The sequence below is a fragment of the Paraburkholderia sp. JPY465 genome (genome assembly GCF_050436725.1).
Lineage (GTDB): Bacteria > Pseudomonadota > Gammaproteobacteria > Burkholderiales > Burkholderiaceae > Paraburkholderia > Paraburkholderia youngii.
In genome coordinates, this window is the sequence record NZ_JBNDMT010000002.1 from 227,300 (window position 1) to 249,304 (window position 22,005).

Genomic DNA, 22,005 nt, shown 5'->3' on the forward strand with positions numbered 1-22,005 from the left:
GCGCGATGCGCACGAGGCGTGGCGAGCCCGCGTGACCCACGCGGTCGTGTGGCCACTGCGCATGATCCTTGCGCGCCGCGCTGACCCGGACAATGGCCCACGGAACATGGCTTCGCAAGATATGCGCCAAGTCTGTGGAAGATTGATGACGAGCGCGGCGCAACCGTTCGGCCGGGTCATTGCCCTGCTTGAACGAGCACCGGCTTGTCGCGATACAGGCTGGGGAACAGGCGCTTCAGGTTGGCGATTTTCGGCATGTCATTGAACACGATATAGGCCGAATCGGGATGCAAGGTCAGATAGTTCTGGTGATACGACTCGGCCGGATAGAAGCCTTTGTACGGCTCCGTCTTCGTGACGATCGGCGCGGGGAACACGTGCGACTTGTCGAGCTGCGCGATGTAGCTTTGCGCGACGCGCCGCTGCGCATCGTTCAGCGGAAAGATCGCGGAGCGGTATTGCGTGCCGCTGTCGGGCCCCTGACGATTCAGCTCGGTCGGGTCCTGAACCACCGAGAAATACACCTGCAGCAACTGGCCGTAGGTGACCTTGCCGGGGTCGAAGGTGACCTGCACCGATTCGGCGTGCCCGGTGTCGCCGCCGCTGACGGTCTCGTACTGCGCGGTGTCGCGTGAGCCGCCCGAGTAGCCGGACACCGCCCTCGTCACACCACGCACGTGCTGGAACACGCCCTGGACGCCCCAGAAGCAGCCACCCGCGAGCACCGCGGTTTCCTCGTGCGCGGTGCTGGCCGGGAGCGGTTCGTCGAGCGCGGGCGGTGCGATCACGACGGCGTTCTCGGCCGGGAACGCGACGCGCTGCGCGAGCGGCGACGCAAAGGCGGCGGCGCCGAGCAGCAACGACAACGCGGCCGCACGTGAGCGTTTCGAGTTGCCGCCGAGCGATGTAAGGGATTGCGGTCTGTTGCCAGTCATGGTGGTCGCTCCGAAAAAGTGCCGACGCGCGCCCGCCTTGCCACCGTGCTGCCAGGCCGCACGCGGGTGCGCCGAAGCTTGGTCGCGCGGGCGCGGCGTTTATGACAGCATGCGCGTTTTTGCGGCCGGCTGCGCGGCGTGGTGACCGAGCGGATTACAGCGGAAATTTCGTGGTCGAGAGGATTTCCTTCGGCACCATGAACGAGCGGATCTGCCGCACGCCGGGCAGATACAGCAACTGCTCCGCGTGCAGGCGATTGAAGCTGTCGCTGTCGTGCGTGCGGATCACCATGAAATAGTCGAACTCGCCGGTCACCACGTGGCACTCCATGCAGCCGGCCACCTTCTGCGCGGCCTTTTCGAATTCGGCGAACGACTCTGGCGTCGAGCGATCGAGCACCACGCCGATGATCACCAGCATGCCCGCGCCCGCCGCCTTGGGGTCGAGCAGCGCGACCACGCCTCGAATCAGCCCCGATTCCTTCAAGCGCTCGACGCGCCGCAAACACGCCGGCGCGCTCAGCTTCACTTTCGCCGCGAGCGCCACGTTCGAAATGGACGCGTCGGTCTGCAACTGCCGCAGGATCGCGCGATCGATGCGATCGAGCGCGTGTTGCCGATCGGAAGGTTTCGATCCAGCACGAACTTTTGTTGCGCTAGTGGCCATCTTTACGAAGTTTTGTGAGGAAGCGGAGATTCGCTGATTTTTAAAAATAGGTCTGGCCGATTTTTTTCGCAAGCTCATTTCCGACGGTTTTTTCTAACATGAACTCTCGGAAATCACCCACCACGGAGCCCCGATGAACCTGCAACGATTCCCCCGCTATTCGCTCACCTTCGGGCCGACGCCGATCCAGCCGCTCAACCGTCTGAGCGAGCATCTCGGCGACAAGGTCAAGCTCTATGCCAAGCGCGAAGACTGCAATAGCGGCCTCGCGTTCGGCGGCAACAAGACCCGCAAGCTCGAATATCTGATCCCCGACGCACTCGCCCAAGGCTGCGACACGCTGGTATCGATCGGCGGCATCCAGTCGAACCAGACGCGCCAGGTCGCGGCGGTTGCCGCGCATCTGGGTCTGAAGTGCGTGCTCGTGCAGGAGAACTGGGTCAACTACTCGGATGCGGTCTACGACCGTGTCGGCAACATCCAGATGTCGCGCATGATGGGCGCCGACGTGCGGCTCGTGCCGGACGGCTTCGACATCGGCTTTCGCAAGAGCTGGGAAGACGCGCTCGACAGTGTGCGCGCCGCCGGCGGCAAGCCGTACGCGATTCCGGCCGGCTGCTCGGATCATCCGCTGGGCGCGCTCGGCTTCGTCGGCTTCGCCGAAGAGGTTCGCCAGCAGGAAGCCGAATTGGGTTTCAAATTCGACTACATCGTCGTGTGCTCGGTGACGGGCAGCACCCAGGCGGGCATGGTGGTCGGTTTCGCCGCCGACGGCCGCGCCGAGCGGGTAATTGGCATCGACGCCTCGGCGAAACCGGCGCAGACGCGCGAGCAGATCACGCGCATCGCGAAGCGGACCGCCGAGAGCGTCGAGCTGGGCCGCGACATCACCGCGAAGGACATCGTGCTCGACGAGCGCTACGGCGGCCCGGAATACGGTCTGCCCAACGACGGCACGCTCGAGGCGATCCGATTGTGCGCGCGGCTCGAAGGCATGCTGACCGATCCGGTGTACGAGGGAAAATCGATGCACGGCATGATCGACAAGGTCCGTAACGGCGAATTTCCGGCCGGCTCGCGCGTGCTGTATGCGCACCTGGGCGGCGTGCCGGCGTTGAGCGCGTACAGCTTCATCTTCCGCGACGGTTGATGGGGTTTAGAAGATTTAGCCGACGGGCGTCCGCGGTTCGGCCGCGAGCTTTTTCCTCAGATGCGTGCGCAGAAACTCGACGAATGCCCGGATCGTGACCGAGCTTTGCCGATGCTGCGGATACACCGCATAGACGCCCGTCGCCGACGGCAGGAATGCTTCTAGCACGGGCACGAGCTGTCCGCTGGCGAGCGCATCGGCGATGATGAAATCGGGCAGCCGGACGATTCCCAGTCCCGCGACGGCCGAATCGCGAATCAGCTCGCCGTTATTGGCCCGCAACGGCCCGCGCACCTCGACGCTCTTCGCCGCGCCGTCGACGCGAAACTCCCAGCTCACCGCGCCGCCATGGCCGTACAGCAGACAATCGTGATTCGCGAGATCTGCCGGCACGGCCGGGCTGCCACGCCGCCGCAAATAACCGGGGCTGCAGCACGCGATCATCCTCACGTCGATCAGCTTCTGCGCGATCAGCGACGAATCCGCCAGCGTGCCGATGCGGATCGCCATGTCGAAGCCCTCGCCGACCACGTCGACAGCGCGGTCGCTCAGTTCCATATCGAAGCGCACGTCGCGATGCTCGCGCAGAAACGCGGCGACGAGCGGCGACAGATGCGTCATGCCGAACGACATCGGCGCGCTCACGCGTAGCAGCCCGCGCGGCCCGGCACGGCGCAGCGACATCGCCTGCTCGGCGTCCTCGACCTCGCCGAGGATGCGCTTGGCCCGCTCGTAGAACTCCTGGCCCAGATCGGTCACCGCCAGCTTGCGCGTATTGCGAATCAGCAGTTGCACGCCGAGCGCCTCTTCGAGCGCCATCACACGGCGGCTCACGAACTGTTTCGACAGCGACAGCCGGTTTGCCGCGGCGGTGAAATTGTGGGCGTCGACGGTCGCGACGAAGATCCGCATGTCATCGAGCTGCATCTTATTGTCCACTCCAATGCGACAGTGTTTCCGGTTTTACCATGATTATAACGATCTGGATTGACCTACACTGTCATTCATCGATCGCAGCCAAACATCTGGCCCGGATCACACGACAAAACTCAAGGAGAAAACAGCATGCTCGAAATCAGACACGCCAACCAACGTGGCCGCGCGGAACACGGCTGGCTCAGCTCGCGCCATACGTTTTCATTCGCGCACTATCATGATCCGAAGCAGAACGGCTTCTCCGACCTGCTCGTGATCAACGACGACCGTGTGGCACCGGCGCAAGGCTTCGGCAAGCATCCGCATCGCGACATGGAGATCTTTTCGTACGTGCTCGAAGGCGCGCTCGAACACAAGGACACGATGGGCACGGGCTCGGTGATCGTGCCGGGCGACATCCAGTTGATGAGCGCAGGCACCGGCGTGGCGCACAGCGAATACAACCATTCGAAGAGCGAGCCGGTGCACTTCCTGCAGATCTGGATCGCACCGGCGCAGCAAGGCACGCAGCCGCGCTATCAGCAACAGCATTTCGGCGCGGCCGACAAGCGCGGCGTGCTGCGGCTGGTGCTGTCGCCGGATGGTGCGGACGGTTCGCTGCAGTTGCAACAGGACGCACGTGTGTATGCGGGTCTTTTCAACGGCGACGAAACCGCGCGGCTCGAACTCGCGAAGGACCGTTATGCGTATGTTCATGTGGCGCGCGGCAGCGTCACGGTGAATGGCGTCGAGCTTGGCGAGGGTGATGGCGCACGGGTGCGTGGCGAAGAAGCGCTGACGTTCACGCAGGGCCGCGACGCGGAAGTGCTCGTGTTCGACCTGCGCAACATCGAGACCTCGGCGTTGTGGGCATAAGCGCTCCGCTTGCGCCGCTAATGACTCAATCTTGATCTGGCTCGTTGGACGACAAGGTCCAGCGAGCTTCAACTCTCTACCCTAACGGGAAAAATCATGCGCTATACGCTGTTTGAAAACCAGAAAGACGCTGTGGTTCTCGTCGCCCGAATCCTGCTGATGGTGCTGTTCGTGATGTTCGGCTGGTCGAAGCTGACCGGCTTTTCCGGCACCGTCGCCTATATGACGTCGACCGGCGCGCCTGTGCCGGAGTTGTCCGCCGTTATCGCGGTGGTGATGGAACTGGTCGTGGGCGTCGCGCTGCTAGTGGGTTTCTTCACGCGACCGCTGGCGCTGCTGCTTGCGCTGTATACGCTCGGCACCGCGATCATCGGCCACCACTACTGGAATATGACGGGCGCGATGCAATACGACAACATGATCCATTTCTACAAGAACATCGGCATCATCGGCGGCTTGCTGTTGTTGTGCGTGACCGGCCCCGGCAAGTATTCGTTCGACCGTCGTTGATACCGATTGCCGCGCTTTAACGAAAAAGGCCCGCATGCCGCGGGCCTTTTTTCGTGCGCAAACTGAAACGGCGGCCCGCGGGCCGCCGTTTGCGTCTCTGATCTACCGGATCAAACTGCTGCTTCGGCTTCCGCTTCGCTGACCGCCGCGACTTCTTCGCTGTGGCGGATCAGGTGATCGAACGCGGACAGCGATGCCTTCGCGCCTTCGCCTACCGCGATCACGATCTGCTTGAACGGCACCGTGGTCACGTCGCCGGCGGCGAACACGCCCGGCACCGACGTCGCGCCGCGCGCATCGACGACGATCTCGCCGTGCTTCGACAGTTCGACCGTGCCCTTCAGCCATTCGGTGTTCGGCACGAGACCGATCTGCACGAACACGCCTTCGAGTTCGACCTTCTTCACGTCGCCCGAAGCGAGGTCCTTATAGACCAGACCGTCGACCTTCTTGCCGTCGCCGGTGATTTCCGTGGTCTGCGCCTGGGTGACGATCTTCACGTTCGGCAGGCTGCGCAGCTTGCGTTGCAGCACTTCGTCGGCCCGCAGCGTCGCGCCGAATTCGAGCAGCGTCACTTCGCGCACGAGACCCGCGAGGTCGATCGCCGCTTCGACGCCCGAGTTGCCGCCGCCGATCACCGCGACGCGCTTGCCCTTGAACAGCGGGCCATCGCAGTGCGGGCAGTAGGCGACGCCGTGATTGCGGTACTCGCGCTCGCCCGGCACGTTGATTTCGCGCCAGCGTGCGCCGGTTGCGAGGATGATCGTCTTCGCCTTCAGCACCGCGCCGTTCGCGAGACGCACTTCGTTGATGCGCCCCGGAATCAGCGCTTCGGCACGCTGCACGTCCATGATGTCGACGTCATAGGCCTTCACGTGCTGTTCGAGCGCGGTCGCGAACTTCGGGCCTTCGGTTTCGGTCACCGACACGAAGTTTTCGATCGCCAGCGTATCGAGCACCTGGCCGCCGAAACGCTCCGCCACGACGCCAGTCGCGATGCCCTTGCGCGCCGAGTAGATCGCCGCCGCAGCGCCCGCAGGGCCGCCGCCGACGATCAGCGTATCGAACACCGGCTTCTTTGCCAGTTCCTTCGCGGCGCGCGCACCGGCGTTGGTGTCGAGCTTCGCGAGGATTTCCTTCACGCCGCTGCGGCCCTGGCCGAAGGTTTCGCCGTTCAGGAACATCGTCGGTACCGCCATGACCTGGCGCGCTTCGACTTCGTTCTGGAACAGCGCGCCGTCGATCGCGACGTGACGGATGCGCGGATTGATCAGTGCCATCACGTTCAGCGCCTGCACGACTTCCGGGCAGTTCTGGCACGACAGCGAGAAATACGTTTCGAATTGATAGTCGCCGTCGAGGCTGCGGATCTGTTCGATCACCGCATCGTCGAGTTTGACTGGATGGCCGCCGACCTGCAGCAGTGCGAGGACGAGCGACGTGAATTCATGACCCATCGGAATGCCGGCGAAACGAATGCCCGCTTCCTTGCCCGCTTCGCCGATCGAAAACGACGGCTTGCGCTCATCGTCACCGCGACGCTCGATCACCGTCACGCGCTCCGACAGAGTCGCGATGTCGTTCAGCAGGGCCAGCAGCTCCTGCGACTTCGCGCTGTCGTCGACCGATGCGACGAGCTCGATAGGCCTGCTAACTTTTTCGAGGTACGACTTCAGTTGAGTCTTGAGATTGGCGTCAAGCATGGCGTTGCGATTCCGTGACGAGGGGTGTTGGTGTCCCGGCGCCGCACACATCCGGATAGGACATGCTGGGCCCGGGGAACGCGCGAAACGCCGTAGCATGCGATTCGCGCGGTGATGCGCCGGGAAGATCCCGGCAGATGCAGACTGCGAGTGCAGCGTGAGCTGCGCGGACCTTAGATCTTGCCGACCAGGTCGAGCGACGGGGTCAGCGTTTCTGCGCCCGGCGTCCACTTGGCGGGGCACACTTCACCCGGGTGAGCCGCGATGTATTGCGCAGCCTGAACCTTGCGCAGCAGTTCGCCAGCGTCACGGCCGATGCCGTTGTCGTGGATTTCGCACAGCTTGATCTCGCCTTCCGGGTTGATCACGAACGTGCCGCGCAGCGCGAGGCCTTCTTCTTCGATCAGCACGTCGAAGTTGCGCGAGATAGCGAGCGTCGGGTCAGCCAGCATCGGGTACTTGATCTTCTGGATCGTGTCCGACGTGTCGTGCCAGGCCTTGTGCGTGAAGTGCGTATCGGTCGACACGCTGTAGATTTCAACGCCAATCTTCTTGAACTCTTCGTAACGATCGGCCAGGTCGCCCAGTTCGGTCGGGCACACGAAGGTGAAGTCTGCCGGGTAGAACACGAAAACCGACCACTCGCCCTTCAGGTCTTCTTCAGTGACGGTCTTGAAATCGCCGTTGTGGTAAGCCTGTGCTTTGAACGGTTTGACTTGACTGTTGATGATCGGCATTTGCTGAATCCTCTTTGGAGGGTGGTTGGAAAGTAGAGCCAGTATGTCAGACTACACTTAATAGGTAAAGTGGATTGTATTAATGACTTCGATAGTCCATCCCTATTAATTTTGGCGGTTCAGACTATCGGTCGAATGGCCGGGCGATTCAGCCCTTCAGAAGCCGCCACAGCGTGGTTCGGCCGATGCCGAGCGCGCGGCTGGCGGCGGCGCGATTGCCGCCGGATTGTTCCAGGGCACGCAGCGCATCCTCGCGGGTGGGGCTGGCGCGGGGCGCCGTGTTGCCAGGGCCAGCGTCCTGAGACGCTTCCGTGATTCGCTCGTCCCCAGCCGGCCTGATCCGGCTGAACTCGGGAAATACCGCCAACCAGTCTGGCAAGGCGTCGGCGGTCGAGTTCCCGGACAACTCGCCGGTCACGTCGCCGATATAAATTGCCGCGCGCGCCAGCAGATTTTCCAGTTCGCGGACGTTGCCGGGCCACGCGTAATTCGCGAAAAGCGGGTCGAGAAACGCGAGCACCCGCTCGAGCGCCGCCGCCGACAAGCCGTATTGCAGCGCGCCGCGCTCCAGCAGATGCCGCGCCAGCGGCGCGATGTCGGCGCGGCGTTCGCGCAGCGGCGGCAATTTTATCTGAAGCAGATTTAATCTGAAATACAGATCCGCGCGAAACGCGCCCTGCTCGACGAGCGCGTGCAGATCGCGGTGCGTCGCGGCGATCACACGCACGTCGACCGGGGTCGCGCGGCCCGCGCCGAGCTTCATCACCTCGCGTTCCTGCAGCACGCGTAAGAGCCGGCTTTGCAGCGCGGCCGGCATTTCGCCGATTTCATCGAGAAAGATGGTGCCGGTGTGCGCGATTTCAAATAGTCCCGGCTTGCCGCCGCGCCGCGCGCCCGTGAACGCCCCTTCCTCGTGCCCGAACAGCTCGCTTTCGATCAGCCCCTCGGGCAGCGCCGCGCAGTTGAACGCGACGAACGGATTGCCGCGCCGCCGGCTCGCGTTATGGATGCCCTGCGCGACCAGTTCCTTGCCGGTGCCGCTTTCGCCGCTCAGCAGCACGGTCGCGTCGTGCGCGGCGCCGGCGCGCGCGAGCCGGCGCACGCGTTCGAGCGCCACCGACTCGCCGATCAGATCGTCGAGCCGATGCCGCGCGACCAGATGCCGTGGGCGCTGGCTGGTGCGCAGCGAACGGTCGATCCGCTGCGCAACCAGCGCGTCCTGCGCGGTCACGACAAAACCTGCCCGCTCGCCCTGCTCGACGATCGGCACACAGTTGACGATCAGCGCGCGCCCCCCGATCTGCTCGATGCGTTCGTCGACCGGCTCATCGGCGACCCGCGTCTCGCGCAACAGCGGCGCGAGCGCGCGTCCGACCCGCGCGGGGGTGTCCTCGTCGTCCTTCGGCGCCTCCTGCGCCGGGCCTAAACCGAGCAGGTCGAGCATCGCCGGGTTGACGGCTTCGAGCTGGCCGGCTTCGTCGAACGCGGCGACGCCGTCGCGCAGGTGCGCGACGATCGTATTCAGGCGCACCCGCTTCGATTCCTTCTGGCGGCTCACGCGCGCCAGTTCGACCGAGCGCTCGAACGCTTCCTCGACCGCGGCGAGCGAGTACAGGAACACGCTTTCCATGCCGGCCTGCTGCGCCAGATCGCAGGCCATGCCCGCGCCGACCACCACGCGGCAGCCCTGCGCGGCGAGTTCATCGACCGCGTGCCGCACTTCGTCGATCGACCGGTACGCGCGCTGCCGCAAATCGACGTTCAGCAGCGGGCTCAGGTCGGCCAGTTCCTGCGCGATCGCTTCATGCAGCACCAGCCCGATGCGCGCCTGCGGCCACGTGGCGGTGGCGCGCGTGATCGCGCTCAACACGTCGAAGCCATTCACCTTGACCATCACGACCGGCACGCTGAGATTTTCGCGCAGATACGCGCCGTTCGAGCCGGCGGACAGTACGACATCGACGGAACCTGCGTCCACGTATGCCTGCAACGCGGCGACGGCAGCGCCATAGCCCTCCCGCACCGTGAAGAATTTCGCGCGGCCGGCATAGCGCGGCGCTACCGCCTCGCAAAGCGATTGCAGTCGGCTGATACTGACGAGTGCGACGCCGGGGCGCCCGACATCGACGGCGGGACTCGGGTTCGCGACGAATGGGCTAAACGTGGACACCGTGTTCTCCTTGATTGAAACGTTCCGCGAAACGTTTCATGAAACGTTCCACCGATTTTGCCACGAACCTCCGAGCCGAGCCCGCAGCGCGCAAACCCTTGTTCCATCGGCACAACGCGCGGAACATCGGCCAATGGCACGTTTCCTGCAGAATGTCACCCGCGTTCCACTACCGATTTCCCTTCTGGAGACCCGCATCATGACCACCACTTCCGCCACCCGCCGCGCCGCGTTCCGCGCCAAGGTCAATCAGCGTCAGGGCCTCCTCGTGCCCGGCGCGTTCAACGCGATGAGCGCGCGCGTGATCGAGGACGCCGGCTTCGAGGCGGTCTACATCACCGGCGCGGGCGTCACCAACATGTCGCTCGGTCTGCCCGATCTCGGCTTCATCGGCCTTGCCGAAGTCGCCGAGCACACCGCGCGCATCCGCGACGCGGTCGCGCTGCCGCTGATCGTCGATGCCGACACCGGCTTCGGCAACGCGCTGAACGTGCGCCAGACCGTGCGCGTGCTCGAGCGCAGCGGCGCCGACGTGATCCAGTTCGAAGACCAGGTGATGCCGAAGAAATGCGGCCACTTCTCGGGTAAGGAAGTCGTCGCGACGAGCGAGATGGTCGGCAAGATCCGCGCGGCCGTCGACGCGCGCGAGGACGCGAACCTGCAGATCATGGCGCGCACCGATGCGGCCGCGGTCCACGGCATCGAGGACGCGATCGAACGCGGTCATCGCTTCATCGAGGCGGGCGCCGACATCCTGTTCATCGAGGCAACCGAATCGCTCGCCGACATCGAGCGTCTGCCGGGGTTATTCGACGTGCCGCAGCTGATCAACATCGTGATCGGCGGCAAGACGCCGGTGCAGTCGCGCGACGCGCTCGCGAAGCTCGGCTACGGCATCGTGCTGTACGCGAACGCGGCGCTGCAGGGCGCGGTGCTCGGCATGCAGCGCGCGCTCGGCACGCTGCAAAGCAATGGCCGCCTCGACGAGGACGCGACGATCGTCGCGCCGTTCAGCGAGCGCCAGCGGCTCGTCAACAAGCCGCTGTATGACCGGCTGGACAAGGAGTACGCGGCGAAGGACTGACGCAACGGCGGCGGCGCGGCGGCGCGCTGCACGCCTGCATGAAAGGGGACCTTTCTTGCGTTAGGATTCAGGGCTGGAAAGCGGGGCTGAAACTCAGCCAAGCTGATGTTCCCGCCAGCCCGAAGCATAAAAACGCACACGAAAGGTCATCTCAAGCACCATGAAGTCACACGCTTCGCGCGCCGCGCGCCGGCCCGTCAATGGTCTTTGCGCGCGCCTCAGCGCGCCGCGGGAGCTCGCGCGATGAGCAGCAGCGGCACCCGCACCGCGCACGTCGGCTGGCTGCCTTACATCGTCGCGGCCACCTTCTTCATGGAGTACCTCGACACCACGGTGATCGCCACGGCGCTGCCGCAGATGGCGCGTTCGTTCGGCGTCGGCCCGAACAGCCTGAGCCTCGGCATGACCGCCTACATGCTCGCGCTCGCGATCTTCATCCCCGCGAGCGGCTGGGTCGCCGACCGCTGCGGCGCGCGCACCGTGTTCGTCAGCGCGATCGGCGTGTTCACGGTCGCGTCGGTGCTGTGCGGGCTGTCGCAGAACGTGCCCGAGTTCACGGCCGCGCGGCTGCTGCAAGGCATCGGCGGCGCGATGATGGTGCCGGTCGGCCGTCTGATCGTGGTCCGCAGCACCGAGAAAGCCCGCATGATGCAGGCGATCTCGACGATCACCTGGCCGGCCATCGCGGCACCGGTGGTCGGCCCGCCGATCGGCGGCTTCATCACGACCTACGCGTCGTGGCGCTGGATCTTCCTGCTGAACGTGCCGTTCGGCCTCGCGGCGATCGCCGTCGCGCTCGCCATCGTGCCGAACCTGCGCGGCTCCGAACGCAAGCCGCTCGACGTCGTCGGCCTGCTGCTGAGCGGCGTCGCGCTGACCGCGATCCTGTACGGTGCGGAGCTCGCGAGCCAGCCGGCCACCAATGCGTGGCTCGCGATCGCAGTCGTGGCGGGCGGTCTGCTGGTCGGCGCGAGCGCGTTCCTGCACGCGAAGCGTCATCCGCATCCGCTCGTCGACGTGTCGACGCTGAAGGTGCCGACGTTCTCGGTGACGGTCATCACCGGTTCGTTCACGCGCATCGGCATCGGCGCGGTGCCCTATCTGATGCCGCTGCTGTTCCAGGTCGGCTTCGGGCTGTCGGCGTTCCGCTCGGGTCTGCTGCTGCTCGCGAGCGCGGTCGGCAACCTCGGCATGAAGGCGCTGACCACGCGCATCCTGCAGCGCTACGGCTTCCGGACGGTGGCGATCGTCGACGTCGTCGTGGCGGGCATTTTCATCACCTTGTGCGGACTGCTGACGCCGGACGTACCGCTGGTGTTGGTGCTGATCGTGGTGTTCGTGTACGGCGTCACGCGCTCGATGCAGTTCTCGACGCTGGCGACGCTCGCCTACGCCGATATCCAGCAGACGCAGATGAGTGCGGCGAGCACGCTATGGAGCGCGGCCATGCAAATGACGATCGGTCTGGGCATCGCGTTCGGCGCGGTGTCGCTGCGCGTCGCGGCGCTGTTCAACGGCGAGACGACCGGCCACGTGTTCACGCTCGACGATTTCCGCCTCGCGTTCCTGTTCGCCGGCGTGCTGACGCTGCTGTCGGTGATCGGTTATATGGGGCTCGCGCGCAATGCCGGCCAGAGCATTGGCGGGGGTTCGCGCGGTGGCGAGACTACCGCGAAGGGCTAAGGGCACACGCTGCCGCTACGCGAAACAGGAGACACCCCATGCAAGCCAGCGAACTGAAGATATCCAGCCGCATCGCCGATCTCGACCTCGACATGGTCTACGCGTTCCTGTCGCAGGAAACGCCGTGGGCCAAGGGCATGCCGCGCGCGACCTTCGAGCGGGCCGTCGCCGGTTCGCTGTGCTTCGGCGGATTTGTCGACGGCGAGCAGATCGCGTTCGGACGTCTGATCACCGACGAGGCGACCTTCGCTTACCTGTGCGACGTGTTCGTGCTGCCGGCGCATCGCGGCCACGGCTATGCGTCGGCGTTGATGAAACATATCTTTGCGAGCCCGTCGCTCGCCAGTCTGCGCAGAGTCGTGCTAGTCACGACCGACGCGCATCACGTCTATGCGCCGCATGGGTTCACGTCGCTCGCGAACCCCGAGCGGTATATGGAGCTGCATCGGCCGGATGTTTATAAAGCGGCCGAATAGGCGCCGCGTCAGCCATACGCGCGCTCGCGCATCCACTTCGTCATGATCCATTTGTCGCCGGCCAGCACCGGCGCGCCGCCGTGCAGCGTCGACGGGTCGAGCTGACGCTCACCATTCATGTAGCGGAAATACACCGCGCCGCCCGCCCGCGCCGCGACCGACAGGCCTGCTGAGGGGAACACCGTCTCTCCGCCGTCGGCGACGTCGTTCAGATAGATAATCAGTGTCGCGACGCGTTGGCCGCCCTGCGCGGTGTGCACCGCGCTGCCGGGCTGATCGGGCGCGAAGAAGTCGAAATGCGGGCTGTACTCGCCGCTCGTGCCGTAATGAAGCACCTGCAGGCCTTCCCCGTTTTCGAGCGGCCAGTTCGTCAGGCTCGCGATGCGTTGTTCGATTCGCGCGATCAACCGGTCCTCGCCGCGCCGATACCACACGCCTTCGCTGGTCCGGCTGCGGATCACGTCTTCGTGGCCGGTGAGTGGATTGACCGTCGTCGAGCGTTTCAACCGATGCCGCGAGCGTTCGATCAGCTCCGCGCATTCCACGGCCGACAGCACGTCGGCGAACACGACCAGCTGCGGGCGCTCGCAGCGGAGTAACACGCGTACCTCGCGGTCAGCGGCGCGGATCAGGTTGCCGCGTGCAACCGGCGCAGCGTCGTAGCGATAAGGATTGGTGGCGGGATCGGCGAGTGTGGCGGGCGCCGCGGGGCGGCACGCGCGCCGGTCGAACGCATGGTGGACCGCGACGCGGGCCTCGCCGTCGGCAAAGCCGGCCTGCACCATCGCGTCGATCATCGAGCCCGGCGTGCAGCCGCGCGCGACATTGCTGCTCAGCCATTCTTGCCAGGCGGCATCGACGACTCGCATAGCGTTTCCTGTGCGGCGGCCCGGCAAGGAGTGCGGGCGCGCGCGTGCTTCGATCATAGCAAGCGCGATGCGCGCGCCGCACGCACGCGGCTAGCCGCGCTCGCGATTCAATTGCCCGCGATAGTGCAGCAGCCCCCGGCGCGCCTGCTGCCTGAGCATCCGCTGCACGAACGGCGACCAGCCGAGCAGCGTGCCGCGCATGCCCATCGCCTGGCGCATCCACAGCCACAGATCGAAGCGGTCGCGATGCTCGACGATGAGCCCGTCGCGGAACACGAAACGCGCTTCGATCCGGTTGACGACGTCGCGCCCGGTCTGGACGAAACGGTAGCGCGCCACCCACTGCGCGCGGCCGGTACGGTCGTCGGCCTCGATGTCGCTGAAGGTCAGCGTGAAGTCCTGCGCGTGCTTGACGAGCATGCGCCACATGTCGCGCACTTCGTCGTCGACCAGTTCGCCGAAGGCGGGGTCGCTGAAGACGGCGTCGTCGGCATAACAGGCGACCATGGTCTCGGCGTCGCGTTGCTGGAAGGCGGTGTAGAAGCGTTCGATCAGCTCGGTGTTCGGATGGCTCATTGATGTCGTGTGGTGTATTGCGGGAGCGCATCACGTGTCATGCGCGCGCAGAGGCGCGCCGCGCTCCGAAAAGACAGCCCGCGCGCGGTAGGCGGCGGACCTGGCGCACACGATATAGGAAAACGGCGCGAATGGGGGACCGGCGCGAGCCGACGACGGCTTTCCCCTTCCGATACCGCCGCCTGGAAACGCGCCACCTCCGCCCGCCCGGCGAGCCCCCACACCACCGCCGCCACCGACGCCGCGACGAGCGCCGCCACTCCCAGCGCCGCCGCAAAACCCGCGGCGAAGAACCCACACGTAGCGCGCGCCGCCGGCCGCGAGCGCGGTCAGCAGATTGCCGAGCGCGATCAGCAGTATCCGTGGGTGGCCGGCCCGGCTCCGATGCCGCGCTCAAGGGTCGCGCACGACGGCGGTGTCGAGGATCGCAAGGGGCTGCTGGTCGCCGCGCTACCGGGCGCGGATATCGTCGTGTTTCCAGTCGATTGCATCGATCACGGTTCGATGAATACGCTGAAGCGGATCTGCGAGCGTCGCGAGTTTCGTCGAGTTGATCGCGCGGCTGCATCCCGAGCACGTCGCGCAGCTTCGCCATCCGCCGCCTTCGGTGTTCTGTTTGCGGCACGGCTGAGCGCACCGATAGCGCCGACGCGATCGTGGCCTTCACGAGCGGATCAGTTTCGCCAGTTCGGCGATCTGCTTCGCGCAGCTTCGCCGCGCCTCTTCCTCGACGTCACGATACAGCCGGATGATGGTTTCGCCGACCGGCGTCAGCGTGCAGCCGCCGCCGCTCTGACCGCCCTGCTCCGATTGCGTGGCCGGCGACTTCAGCGAGCGATTCAGCTTGTCGATCAACAGCCACGCGCGCCGATACGACATATCGAGACTCCGCCCCGCCGCCGAGATCGATCCATAGTCGCGCACCGCCTCGAGCAGATCGACCTTGCCTGGCCCGAGTGCAACCGCATCGCCGCTACGGATGCGCATTCTGAAGCGCACTTCGGGACGCGCCCTGGTGGACTTCGTCGCCGGAGCGGCTCTGCTTTTAGCGGCTTTTGCGGTGTCGGCCGTGCGCGCAAGCATACACGAACGGTTTCGCGCCGACCCCTCAGTGGCGCGCTTCAAGGCTGCCGTGGAAAGCAGTACCCGTAGTCCTGCAGCCCGGGCAACCCGGCGCGGGTCCCGGCTCCAGACCCAACGGGAGCGCGCATTGCGATGCGAGGAATTTCTTCCAGCGCAGGTTATCGATGTTGCGCTCGACCAGCGTCGGGAAGTAGCGCGTGAACATCCACGTCACGTCATCGCGGCCTGCGAGACCAAGGTCGCGCCATAGATGATCCGGACGCAAACACGCATGGGCGATGCAGTCGTTCATCAACGGATCGTCAGGCATGGCTGATCAAACTTCGTCCGCATACGCGCGGCCTCGAATCTCGGCCAACGACGTATCGACCAGCAAGCGGCCCGTATCGAACACCGTCTCGAGCACTTCGTCCCACTCGCCCGCCACCGTGCGCTCGTCCCACACGGTCGGCAACGTGACCGTCCGGTACTCGCCGCTGGCGCGATGGCGCAGCAAAGTGAGCCGGCCTTTCTTCGAGCGCTTGGCGTGATCGGTGACCGGGTCCTTCGACACATCGTGCCACGTGTCGCCGAGCCGGATCGCGGAGCACTTCATCGCGAAGCGCTGCGTATCGCGGTTGATCTTCTGCAACAGCGCGCCGCCCATGCCGAACACGATGTTGTCGGCGGCGAAGCCGGCCTCGTCCATCGCGGCGAGAATCGCGGGGATCGAATCGGGGTTCACCTCGTCACCCTGGATCACGCGTACGTGGTTGAGCACGCGCCGCCCTTTGCTGTTCGTCTGCGAGCCGAACGACGCCTCGAGCGAGCGCAGCGTGTACAGCACGATCGTGCACGGATCGCCGGAGTCCGGGCGAATCACCAGCGTGCCGCCGGAATCGAGCACGGCCTGCTTCAGCTCGCCGCCCCATGCGTTCAGCGCGGCGAACAGGTCGTAAGAGTCGGACACCACCGAAACGATCGCGCCCGGCTTGCCGAAGCGGTCAATCATGTTGCGATACGCGTCGACTTCGCGCTCGCGGCCCCACGCCGTGATCGTGCTGTGCTCGGCCGCGGGCACCGAGAACGCGGCCATGCTGTCGTGGTAGTAGTGATTCGCCGCAACCACCCCGAGCACCGTATCCGAGCCCATGAAGCTGACGAGGTGCGCCGCGCCGCCGATCGCCGCCGACTCCGCGCTCGACACGCCACGCGCACCGAAATCGTGCAGCTTGAACGGCAACTGCGAAAGATCGTCGCTGCTTTTCAGCAGAGCTGCGCGGATCGTCTGGCGCAGATGCCAGCTTTGCGTCGCGACCGTGATCGGATACCACACGCGCATCAGCATCGTCTCCAGATACGACCCGAGCCAGAATACGTGGGGATCGTCGCATTCGACGGTGACCAGCACGTTGTGCGTCGGCACGACCGAGCCTTCGGGCACCGCGCGAATCCGCACCGGCAGATGGCCGCCGTATTGCTGCACGACGTAGCGCCAGCCCGCTTCGTTGAACGGCTCGCCGTGCACGCTGAAGAACGCGCGCGCCTGGTCGATCATCGCGCCGGTGACGGGCCGGCACAGGTATTCCTTCAGCAGCATCTGCAAGCCGAAAAACAGCGTGCGCTCGTAACGTCCGCCGCGCGATTCGATATACGAGAACATTGCCGTCGCATCGGGCGGATATTGCAGAAAGTGCGATGCCTTGTACGAATCCGTATTCAGAATCGGATTGGACAGGATCGACGCGAGGTCGCTGAAACCCTGCGCGTTTTGCATGGACGGTGCTGCGCTCACGTGATTTTCTCGCTGGAATGACCGGACGGCGCGAGCCTGCTCGCGGCTTTCGAAACTCTGACGCCGCCGCTCTACCTGTTCAAAAAGGCCGGGGGAGGACCCTGTATCTCACCTTACTACGGTATGCGCGATAGCGCTCGTCGTCGGACTAGATGCCCGGCTTCAATTGCGGCGGCAGATTCGGCCACGTCGCGAGCAGCCGGCCGAGCATGCTTTTGCGGCGCTCGGCACCGGCCGGCCACAGCATGTTCGCGAGCAGGACGATGCCTTGCGCAAGCCCGCTGTCGCGCGCGCACGCGACGAGCGGCACACCGAGGCTCAGCGCGTCGTCGACGTGCTGATCGTCGCGCGGCAGTTGATGCGCGACCCTCGCGCCGAGCGTGCGTTCGAACATCGGCAGATTGATCTGCGCGTCCTTGTCGTATTGATTGACGACGACTCGCACCTTGCTGGCCGGATGCCCCAGCTCGCGAAAGATATCGAGCATGCGGCGCGCGCCATGCAGGTACAGCGGGTTCTGCCGCACCACCATGCAGATCGCGTCGCTGTGCGCGAGCGCGCGGATCGTCAACGGATTCAGGCTCGGGCCGACGTCGATCAGCACCGCGTCGTAGCGCGGGCGCACCAGCGTCAGAATCCGCTCGAGTTGGCCGGGCAGCAGTTCGGCGGCCTTCAGCGGATCGCCGGCGCCGGCGAGCAGGTCGAGGTTCGGACGCACGTGCATCGCGCACGCGTCGAACAGCGCCGCGTCGAGTTGCTCATTGCGCGAGCACAGATCGGCGAGCGTCATCGGCGGCGGGCGATTTGCCATCAGCAGGCTCGCGTCGGCGAATTGCTGGCTCAGGTCGATCAGCAGCACGCGCCGCTCACGCTGCGCGGCGAGCGCGCACGCGAGGTTGACCGCGATCAGCGTGGTGCCGCTGCCGCCCTTGCTCGACGCCAGCGTGACCACGCGCGCGCGACGCCGCTGAGGCGCGCGACGCCGCGCTTCGATCTGCGCGAGCGCATCGGCGACGGCCTGCGCGTCGAGCGGCCACGACAGCACCTGCCGCACGCCGATGCGCAGCGCCGCGCCGATCAGCGCGCTGGACGGCGCCGGCGTCACCAGCATGCAATGGAGCGTCGGCGCGCAGGCAAGCGCTTCCTCGACGCCGCGAAGTCCGCGGACGTTCAGATGGGCGTCGTCGACGATCAGCAGGTCGGCTGTGCGGAGCATGCGCGCGTGGATTGGCAGTTGCCGGGCCGAACCGTACGCGGTGTGCAGCCGATAACGCACGCCGCTCTGTTCGAGCCGCATGACGATGCGCTGCGCGTTTTCAATGCTCGCGGCAATCAGGAAGATGTCGATCATGGCAGCTCTGCGGCGCTTGGCGCGTCATGCGCGGTTTTTATTCAAGTCGTCTGTTCACGATTGACGACGCAGGCTTCGGCGCGAACTCCTTACCGCGGCGCTCCTCCGTGAAAACCATGAGCCGGCAAACGGTGTTATCGAATTCCCGTACGGCCGTCGCGAGCCGGTATCGAGCAGCAGGCGTCAAACGTCGTTTTCATCGTCGTCGCGCCGATGCGCCGCGCTGCGTTCAGCGCGCACCGGCCTCTCGTACAGCGCGTCGCGCAGCACACCCCGGCGGATCTCCGCCTGCGCGCGGCGCTCGAGCGCCTCGGCGACGACGAGCGTCAGCAGATCAACGGACGCCCCCGCCGCCTGCGCGAAAAAGCGCGCGCGCGACGCCGCGACGTACCGCCGGTAAGTGCGCCCCGTTCCCTCCGAAGCGGCCGGCCTTCGAATCAGTTGTGGTTTCATGACAGCCCCCGATGTCGATCGGATTTGCGCCAGGTGACGCCGCTTCGTTGCAGCGCCCCGGCCGTCGGGCCAGGTCGCCGTGCCCGTGCCAACTCACGGACACGGCCCCTGGTTCACCTCGTACATTCGTCTCTCTGTGGAGACGATGGCCTCTCTCCCCGCTTCATCGCGCCGGCCGGTCCTGATCCGGCGCTGCCCCTTCCCTTTGCGGCGCGTCGCTCGCGAACGTTGCCAGCGCGTTGCCTGTCGTTATCGCCATCCTTTTCGCGTCGTCAGGACAAAAAGTCGAAAAGGAAAAACGGCGAAGTCGATGCCCTTTTTGTGGTCCGGTTTTGAATGGCCGTCACACCGGTCCGCCACTCAACCGTTTTTCTCACGTATTTAATAAGGCCCCGCCGCGCTCCCGCAGACACTTGATGGCTTCCCCGACCATGCCTGCGAGTGAGCTTTTTACCGCCGGTCTTTTTTAATCCGGTTTTCCCCGTACCGTCGACCTGGCTGCAAACATTTTTCTGTGCAGACCTTATTGCAACGCTTATGCCAACCCGCTTAACAATCGGTAAGGCGCCCGTCAAAGCTTCACGCTGCGGGGAAATCGGTTTGCTTTCGACGCGCCGCGAGCCCGCCCGATTTTTTTGCGCAGCGGGCATTGATTCGTTTCTGACACGCCAATTCGCCGCGCGCTGGCGGCAAAGCGCGCCCCCCGCTGTGTCTCGCCAGCCTGCAGGGTGGCCGCGGGGCCGGCCACACGTGGCTTCGCCGTTCCGCAGGGCCGGAGAAGCGTCCTGCCGGGCACGGCAAAGCGCAGTCGACTCGTGCTGTCCAATCTGTCGCAACTGTGAAACACGACTGCTTACGCCTCGTCAGTTATAGCCACTCCTTAATACCAGAGCAATTGCTATGCAATGTGCGATTCCTCGCATATCCGGCCTTGACCGTTTATTCATTAGTGATCCGTGTTAATCGGAAAACCAACACGCATTGCTTATCCATGTTTCTTTATCTGGCGCTTTCAGGCGCTTTCGCTTATCGTTAGGCCATGCGCCAATCAGAGCGCTTGTATCAGGTCAACGAGGCAAGCCACGGTTCAAGTGGTTTTCACGATTCGGGGATAAAGTCGCCGGGCAGTTTCAGCAATGAACGACAAGGTCGCCGCCATTGCATGAATCGGTCCGCCATGCAGCGCGTTCCGGTTCGCGCCGCGCTTGCAGTGTCCCTTGTTCGTGATCGCTGCTGCCGTGAATGCGTCGCAGCCGGACTGCAGTAACTGGCCGCCTGAATCTCACAACGCCGCACAGCAGTCCTGAGGATCGAACGGGGGGAATCATGACTACGACTTGCACGCCGGCCGAGATGGAACGCACGGTTCTGTACGTGGCGAACGCGCCCGACCAGAAACTCGTCGAGTTTCTGGCCGCGTCGGGATGGCAAGCCGTGCACGCAAAAAGCACGGCTGTGGCCGAACGCATGATCGAACGCGGCAACATCAAGGTCGGTCTCGTTCAGCTGCCCGAAGATTGCACGTCCCAGCAGCTATCCGCGTTCGCGCTGTGCATGCGCCGCGTCGAGACCAACTGGGTCGCGCAGATCGTGCCGGGCCAGGCCGACAACGAACTGGTCAGCCGTTTCATCCTCGATTACTGCTTCGACTTCGTCACGCAGCCGTGGCTCAACGAGCGGCTCGTGTTCGCGCTCGGCCATGCGCATGGGCTGTCGAACCTGCGTCAGCCGCGCGTCGCGCCCGAGCCGTCGGTCGGCCGTCACGGCATGGTCGGTCAATGCGAGCCGATGCAGCAGCTCTACCGGCGCATCGACAAGTGCGGCGTGACCGACGCACCCGTGTTCATCGCAGGCGAATCCGGCACCGGCAAGGAGCTGACCGCTCGCGCTATTCATGATCGCTCGCCGCGCGCGGGCCGCACGTTCGTCGCGATCAATTGCGCGGCGATTCCGCCGAGCCTGTTGCAGGCCGAACTGTTCGGCCACGAGCGCGGCGCATTTACCGGCGCGCTGCAACGCAAGATCGGCCGCATCGAGAGCGCACATGAAGGCACGCTGTTTCTCGACGAAATCGGCGACATGCCGCACGAATGCCAGGCGGTGCTGCTGCGCTTCCTGCAGGAAGGCACGATCGAGCGGCTTGGCGGCAACGGTCCGATCAGCGTCGACGTGCGCGTGATCTCGGCCACCCACGTCGACCTGGAGCGCGCCGTCGAAGATGGCCGTTTCCGCTCCGACCTCTATCACCGGCTGTGTGTGCTGCGCCTCATCGAACCGCCGCTGCGCGAGCGCGGCGGCGACATCAAGCTGCTCGCCAATTACGCGCTCAGCATGTACAAGCAGGACGGTGCGCGCAAGCTGCGCGGGCTGTCGAGCGACGCGATCGTCGCCATGTCGAACTATCCTTGGCCCGGCAACGTGCGCGAGCTGATCAACTGCGTGCGCCGCGCGGTCGTGATGAGCGACGGCCGCTTCATCACGGCGAGCGACCTCGGCCTGCCCGAGGCCGACAACGGCCCCGCGGTCACGCTCGCGGAAATCCGCAGCAAGGCCGAAAAGGATGCGATCGAGAACGCGCTGCTGCGACACGGCTACAAGCTGTCCGATGCGGCCGCCGAACTCGGCATTTCGCGCGCGACGCTGTACCGGCTGATGCACGCGAACCGGCTGCATCAGGAGCCAGCCGGGCGCGGCGCGAGCAGCGGTCCCGATGCCGGCGACGAAGCCGAGCGCCAGTCCTCGTCGGTGGCATGTGCGCGGATTTAAGCGTTTTTTGTAGTGAACGCTTAGCAGCGCATGCTGACGGCGATTGATCAATGAAAACTCACAAGCGCTCTGCTTACAGCTAGCGCAATCATCCAGCGCGTCCTCGCGCCACCGCCAGCATTGCCACCCGGCAAGCGGCCCCTCGCCCGTTGCGCCGCCCCGCCCACGGGGCCTTCCGGGCAGGCTTTCTGCTGACTTCGCCAGGCCTGCCGGCGATCATCGGCTAT

General features: G+C 65.0%; 19 protein-coding genes and 1 pseudogene. 7 read left to right on the forward strand and 13 right to left on the reverse strand.

The annotated features are described in order from the left end of the window. Window positions 1–176: 176 nt before the first annotated feature. Together msrA and QFZ94_RS03115 are read right to left on the reverse strand one after the other, a co-directional pair. Window positions 177–935: a peptide-methionine (S)-S-oxide reductase MsrA gene (gene msrA, locus QFZ94_RS03110; RefSeq protein WP_368583788.1), complete on the reverse strand. Its 759-nt coding sequence runs from the start codon at window positions 933–935 to the stop codon at window positions 177–179. Window positions 936–1,089: 154 nt separating this feature from the next. Then, window positions 1,090–1,602 (reverse strand): Lrp/AsnC family transcriptional regulator, encoded by a 513-nt coding sequence (locus tag QFZ94_RS03115; protein ID WP_429455548.1) that lies wholly within the window; start codon window positions 1,600–1,602, stop codon window positions 1,090–1,092. Window positions 1,603–1,735: 133 nt separating this feature from the next. Here QFZ94_RS03115 and QFZ94_RS03120 point away from each other — a divergent pair, with 133 nt between their 5' ends. Further along, window positions 1,736–2,752 (forward strand): 1-aminocyclopropane-1-carboxylate deaminase, encoded by a 1,017-nt coding sequence (locus QFZ94_RS03120; protein WP_429455549.1) that lies wholly within the window; start codon window positions 1,736–1,738, stop codon window positions 2,750–2,752. Between the two features lie 15 nt (window positions 2,753–2,767). Here the strand turns inward: QFZ94_RS03120 and QFZ94_RS03125 are convergent, their stop codons facing one another. Further along, on the reverse strand, window positions 2,768–3,679 hold the full coding sequence (locus tag QFZ94_RS03125) for a LysR family transcriptional regulator (RefSeq protein ID WP_410849311.1): 912 nt from the start codon (window positions 3,677–3,679) through the stop codon (window positions 2,768–2,770). Between the two features lie 138 nt (window positions 3,680–3,817). Here QFZ94_RS03125 and QFZ94_RS03130 point away from each other — a divergent pair, with 138 nt between their 5' ends. Together QFZ94_RS03130 and QFZ94_RS03135 are read left to right on the forward strand one after the other, a co-directional pair. After that, window positions 3,818–4,543, forward strand: coding sequence for a pirin family protein (locus QFZ94_RS03130; RefSeq protein ID WP_368583784.1), 726 nt, complete (start codon window positions 3,818–3,820; stop codon window positions 4,541–4,543). A gap of 96 nt (window positions 4,544–4,639) precedes the next feature. Further along, a complete protein-coding gene (locus tag QFZ94_RS03135; protein ID WP_176123767.1) occupies window positions 4,640–5,053 on the forward strand; it encodes a DoxX family protein in 414 nt (137 codons plus the stop codon). A 110-nt stretch (window positions 5,054–5,163) separates the two neighbouring features. On the opposite strand, the gene ahpF is transcribed toward QFZ94_RS03135, so the two are convergent. From ahpF to prpR, 3 genes are all read right to left on the reverse strand, one after another. Then, a complete protein-coding gene (gene ahpF / locus QFZ94_RS03140; RefSeq protein WP_368583783.1) occupies window positions 5,164–6,756 on the reverse strand; it encodes an alkyl hydroperoxide reductase subunit F in 1,593 nt (530 codons plus the stop codon). 173 nt (window positions 6,757–6,929) lie between these two features. Next, window positions 6,930–7,493 carry an alkyl hydroperoxide reductase subunit C gene (gene ahpC, locus QFZ94_RS03145; protein ID WP_429455550.1) on the reverse strand — a complete coding sequence of 188 codons (564 nt, stop codon included), beginning with the start codon at window positions 7,491–7,493 and terminating at the stop codon, window positions 6,930–6,932. Between the two features lie 148 nt (window positions 7,494–7,641). Continuing rightward, complete coding sequence (gene prpR, locus QFZ94_RS03150) at window positions 7,642–9,663, reverse strand: propionate catabolism operon regulatory protein PrpR (protein WP_429455551.1); 2,022 nt, start codon at window positions 9,661–9,663, stop codon at window positions 7,642–7,644. 199 nt (window positions 9,664–9,862) lie between these two features. On the opposite strand from prpR, the gene QFZ94_RS03155 reads away from it, so the two are divergent. The 3 genes from QFZ94_RS03155 to QFZ94_RS03165 all read left to right on the forward strand — a co-directional run bounded on the left by QFZ94_RS03155 (window position 9,863) and on the right by QFZ94_RS03165 (window position 12,906). Further along, a complete protein-coding gene (locus QFZ94_RS03155; protein WP_018438163.1) occupies window positions 9,863–10,747 on the forward strand; it encodes an isocitrate lyase/PEP mutase family protein in 885 nt (294 codons plus the stop codon). A gap of 243 nt (window positions 10,748–10,990) precedes the next feature. Continuing rightward, window positions 10,991–12,430 carry an MFS transporter gene (locus tag QFZ94_RS03160; RefSeq protein ID WP_429455552.1) on the forward strand — a complete coding sequence of 480 codons (1,440 nt, stop codon included), beginning with the start codon at window positions 10,991–10,993 and terminating at the stop codon, window positions 12,428–12,430. Between the two features lie 38 nt (window positions 12,431–12,468). Continuing rightward, the gene (locus QFZ94_RS03165) at window positions 12,469–12,906 is read left to right on the forward strand and encodes a GNAT family N-acetyltransferase (RefSeq protein ID WP_429455553.1); all 438 of its coding nucleotides are present in this window, start codon (window positions 12,469–12,471) and stop codon (window positions 12,904–12,906) included. An 8-nt stretch (window positions 12,907–12,914) separates the two neighbouring features. Here the strand turns inward: QFZ94_RS03165 and QFZ94_RS03170 are convergent, their stop codons facing one another. From QFZ94_RS03170 to QFZ94_RS03200, 7 genes and pseudogenes are all read right to left on the reverse strand, one after another. Further along, entirely contained in the window at window positions 12,915–13,775 is an 861-nt protein-coding gene (locus QFZ94_RS03170) for a 2OG-Fe(II) oxygenase (RefSeq protein WP_429455554.1), read from the reverse strand. A gap of 90 nt (window positions 13,776–13,865) precedes the next feature. Next, window positions 13,866–14,351: a nuclear transport factor 2 family protein gene (locus QFZ94_RS03175; protein WP_429455555.1), complete on the reverse strand. Its 486-nt coding sequence runs from the start codon at window positions 14,349–14,351 to the stop codon at window positions 13,866–13,868. A 663-nt stretch (window positions 14,352–15,014) separates the two neighbouring features. After that, window positions 15,015–15,434: a winged helix-turn-helix domain-containing protein gene (locus tag QFZ94_RS03180; RefSeq protein WP_429455556.1), complete on the reverse strand. Its 420-nt coding sequence runs from the start codon at window positions 15,432–15,434 to the stop codon at window positions 15,015–15,017. 38 nt (window positions 15,435–15,472) lie between these two features. After that, window positions 15,473–15,747 (reverse strand): annotated as a pseudogene (locus QFZ94_RS03185) (nitrogen fixation protein NifQ); the annotation flags it as partial. A gap of 3 nt (window positions 15,748–15,750) precedes the next feature. Next, the gene (locus QFZ94_RS03190; protein ID WP_429455557.1) at window positions 15,751–17,190 is read right to left on the reverse strand and encodes a nicotinate phosphoribosyltransferase; all 1,440 of its coding nucleotides are present in this window, start codon (window positions 17,188–17,190) and stop codon (window positions 15,751–15,753) included. 166 nt (window positions 17,191–17,356) lie between these two features. Further along, window positions 17,357–18,559: an AAA family ATPase gene (locus tag QFZ94_RS03195; RefSeq protein WP_429455558.1), complete on the reverse strand. Its 1,203-nt coding sequence runs from the start codon at window positions 18,557–18,559 to the stop codon at window positions 17,357–17,359. Between the two features lie 183 nt (window positions 18,560–18,742). Then, the gene (locus QFZ94_RS03200; RefSeq protein ID WP_410849320.1) at window positions 18,743–19,012 is read right to left on the reverse strand and encodes a hypothetical protein; all 270 of its coding nucleotides are present in this window, start codon (window positions 19,010–19,012) and stop codon (window positions 18,743–18,745) included. Between the two features lie 1,326 nt (window positions 19,013–20,338). Here QFZ94_RS03200 and QFZ94_RS03205 point away from each other — a divergent pair. Beyond that, window positions 20,339–21,778, forward strand: coding sequence for a sigma 54-interacting transcriptional regulator (locus QFZ94_RS03205; protein WP_429455559.1), 1,440 nt, complete (start codon window positions 20,339–20,341; stop codon window positions 21,776–21,778). Window positions 21,779–22,005: the final 227 nt, after the last annotated feature.

Coding starts and splice junctions, on each gene's coding strand:
- QFZ94_RS03205 (WP_429455559.1), top strand. CDS start 20,339: ATGACTACGACTTGCACGCCGGCCGAGATGGAACGCACGGTTCTGTAC.
- QFZ94_RS03120 (WP_429455549.1), top strand. CDS start 1,736: ATGAACCTGCAACGATTCCCCCGCTATTCGCTCACCTTCGGGCCGACG.
- QFZ94_RS03170 (WP_429455554.1), bottom strand. CDS start 13,775: ATGCGAGTCGTCGATGCCGCCTGGCAAGAATGGCTGAGCAGCAATGTC.
- QFZ94_RS03180 (WP_429455556.1), bottom strand. CDS start 15,434: ATGCTTGCGCGCACGGCCGACACCGCAAAAGCCGCTAAAAGCAGAGCC.
- QFZ94_RS03115 (WP_429455548.1), bottom strand. CDS start 1,602: ATGGCCACTAGCGCAACAAAAGTTCGTGCTGGATCGAAACCTTCCGAT.
- QFZ94_RS03195 (WP_429455558.1), bottom strand. CDS start 18,559: ATGATCGACATCTTCCTGATTGCCGCGAGCATTGAAAACGCGCAGCGC.
- QFZ94_RS03165 (WP_429455553.1), top strand. CDS start 12,469: ATGCAAGCCAGCGAACTGAAGATATCCAGCCGCATCGCCGATCTCGAC.
- QFZ94_RS03200 (WP_410849320.1), bottom strand. CDS start 19,012: ATGAAACCACAACTGATTCGAAGGCCGGCCGCTTCGGAGGGAACGGGG.
- QFZ94_RS03175 (WP_429455555.1), bottom strand. CDS start 14,351: ATGAGCCATCCGAACACCGAGCTGATCGAACGCTTCTACACCGCCTTC.
- QFZ94_RS03160 (WP_429455552.1), top strand. CDS start 10,991: ATGAGCAGCAGCGGCACCCGCACCGCGCACGTCGGCTGGCTGCCTTAC.
- ahpF (WP_368583783.1), bottom strand. CDS start 6,756: ATGCTTGACGCCAATCTCAAGACTCAACTGAAGTCGTACCTCGAAAAA.
- QFZ94_RS03155 (WP_018438163.1), top strand. CDS start 9,863: ATGACCACCACTTCCGCCACCCGCCGCGCCGCGTTCCGCGCCAAGGTC.
- QFZ94_RS03135 (WP_176123767.1), top strand. CDS start 4,640: ATGCGCTATACGCTGTTTGAAAACCAGAAAGACGCTGTGGTTCTCGTC.
- ahpC (WP_429455550.1), bottom strand. CDS start 7,493: ATGCCGATCATCAACAGTCAAGTCAAACCGTTCAAAGCACAGGCTTAC.
- QFZ94_RS03190 (WP_429455557.1), bottom strand. CDS start 17,190: ATGCAAAACGCGCAGGGTTTCAGCGACCTCGCGTCGATCCTGTCCAAT.
- QFZ94_RS03130 (WP_368583784.1), top strand. CDS start 3,818: ATGCTCGAAATCAGACACGCCAACCAACGTGGCCGCGCGGAACACGGC.
- QFZ94_RS03125 (WP_410849311.1), bottom strand. CDS start 3,679: ATGCAGCTCGATGACATGCGGATCTTCGTCGCGACCGTCGACGCCCAC.
- msrA (WP_368583788.1), bottom strand. CDS start 935: ATGACTGGCAACAGACCGCAATCCCTTACATCGCTCGGCGGCAACTCG.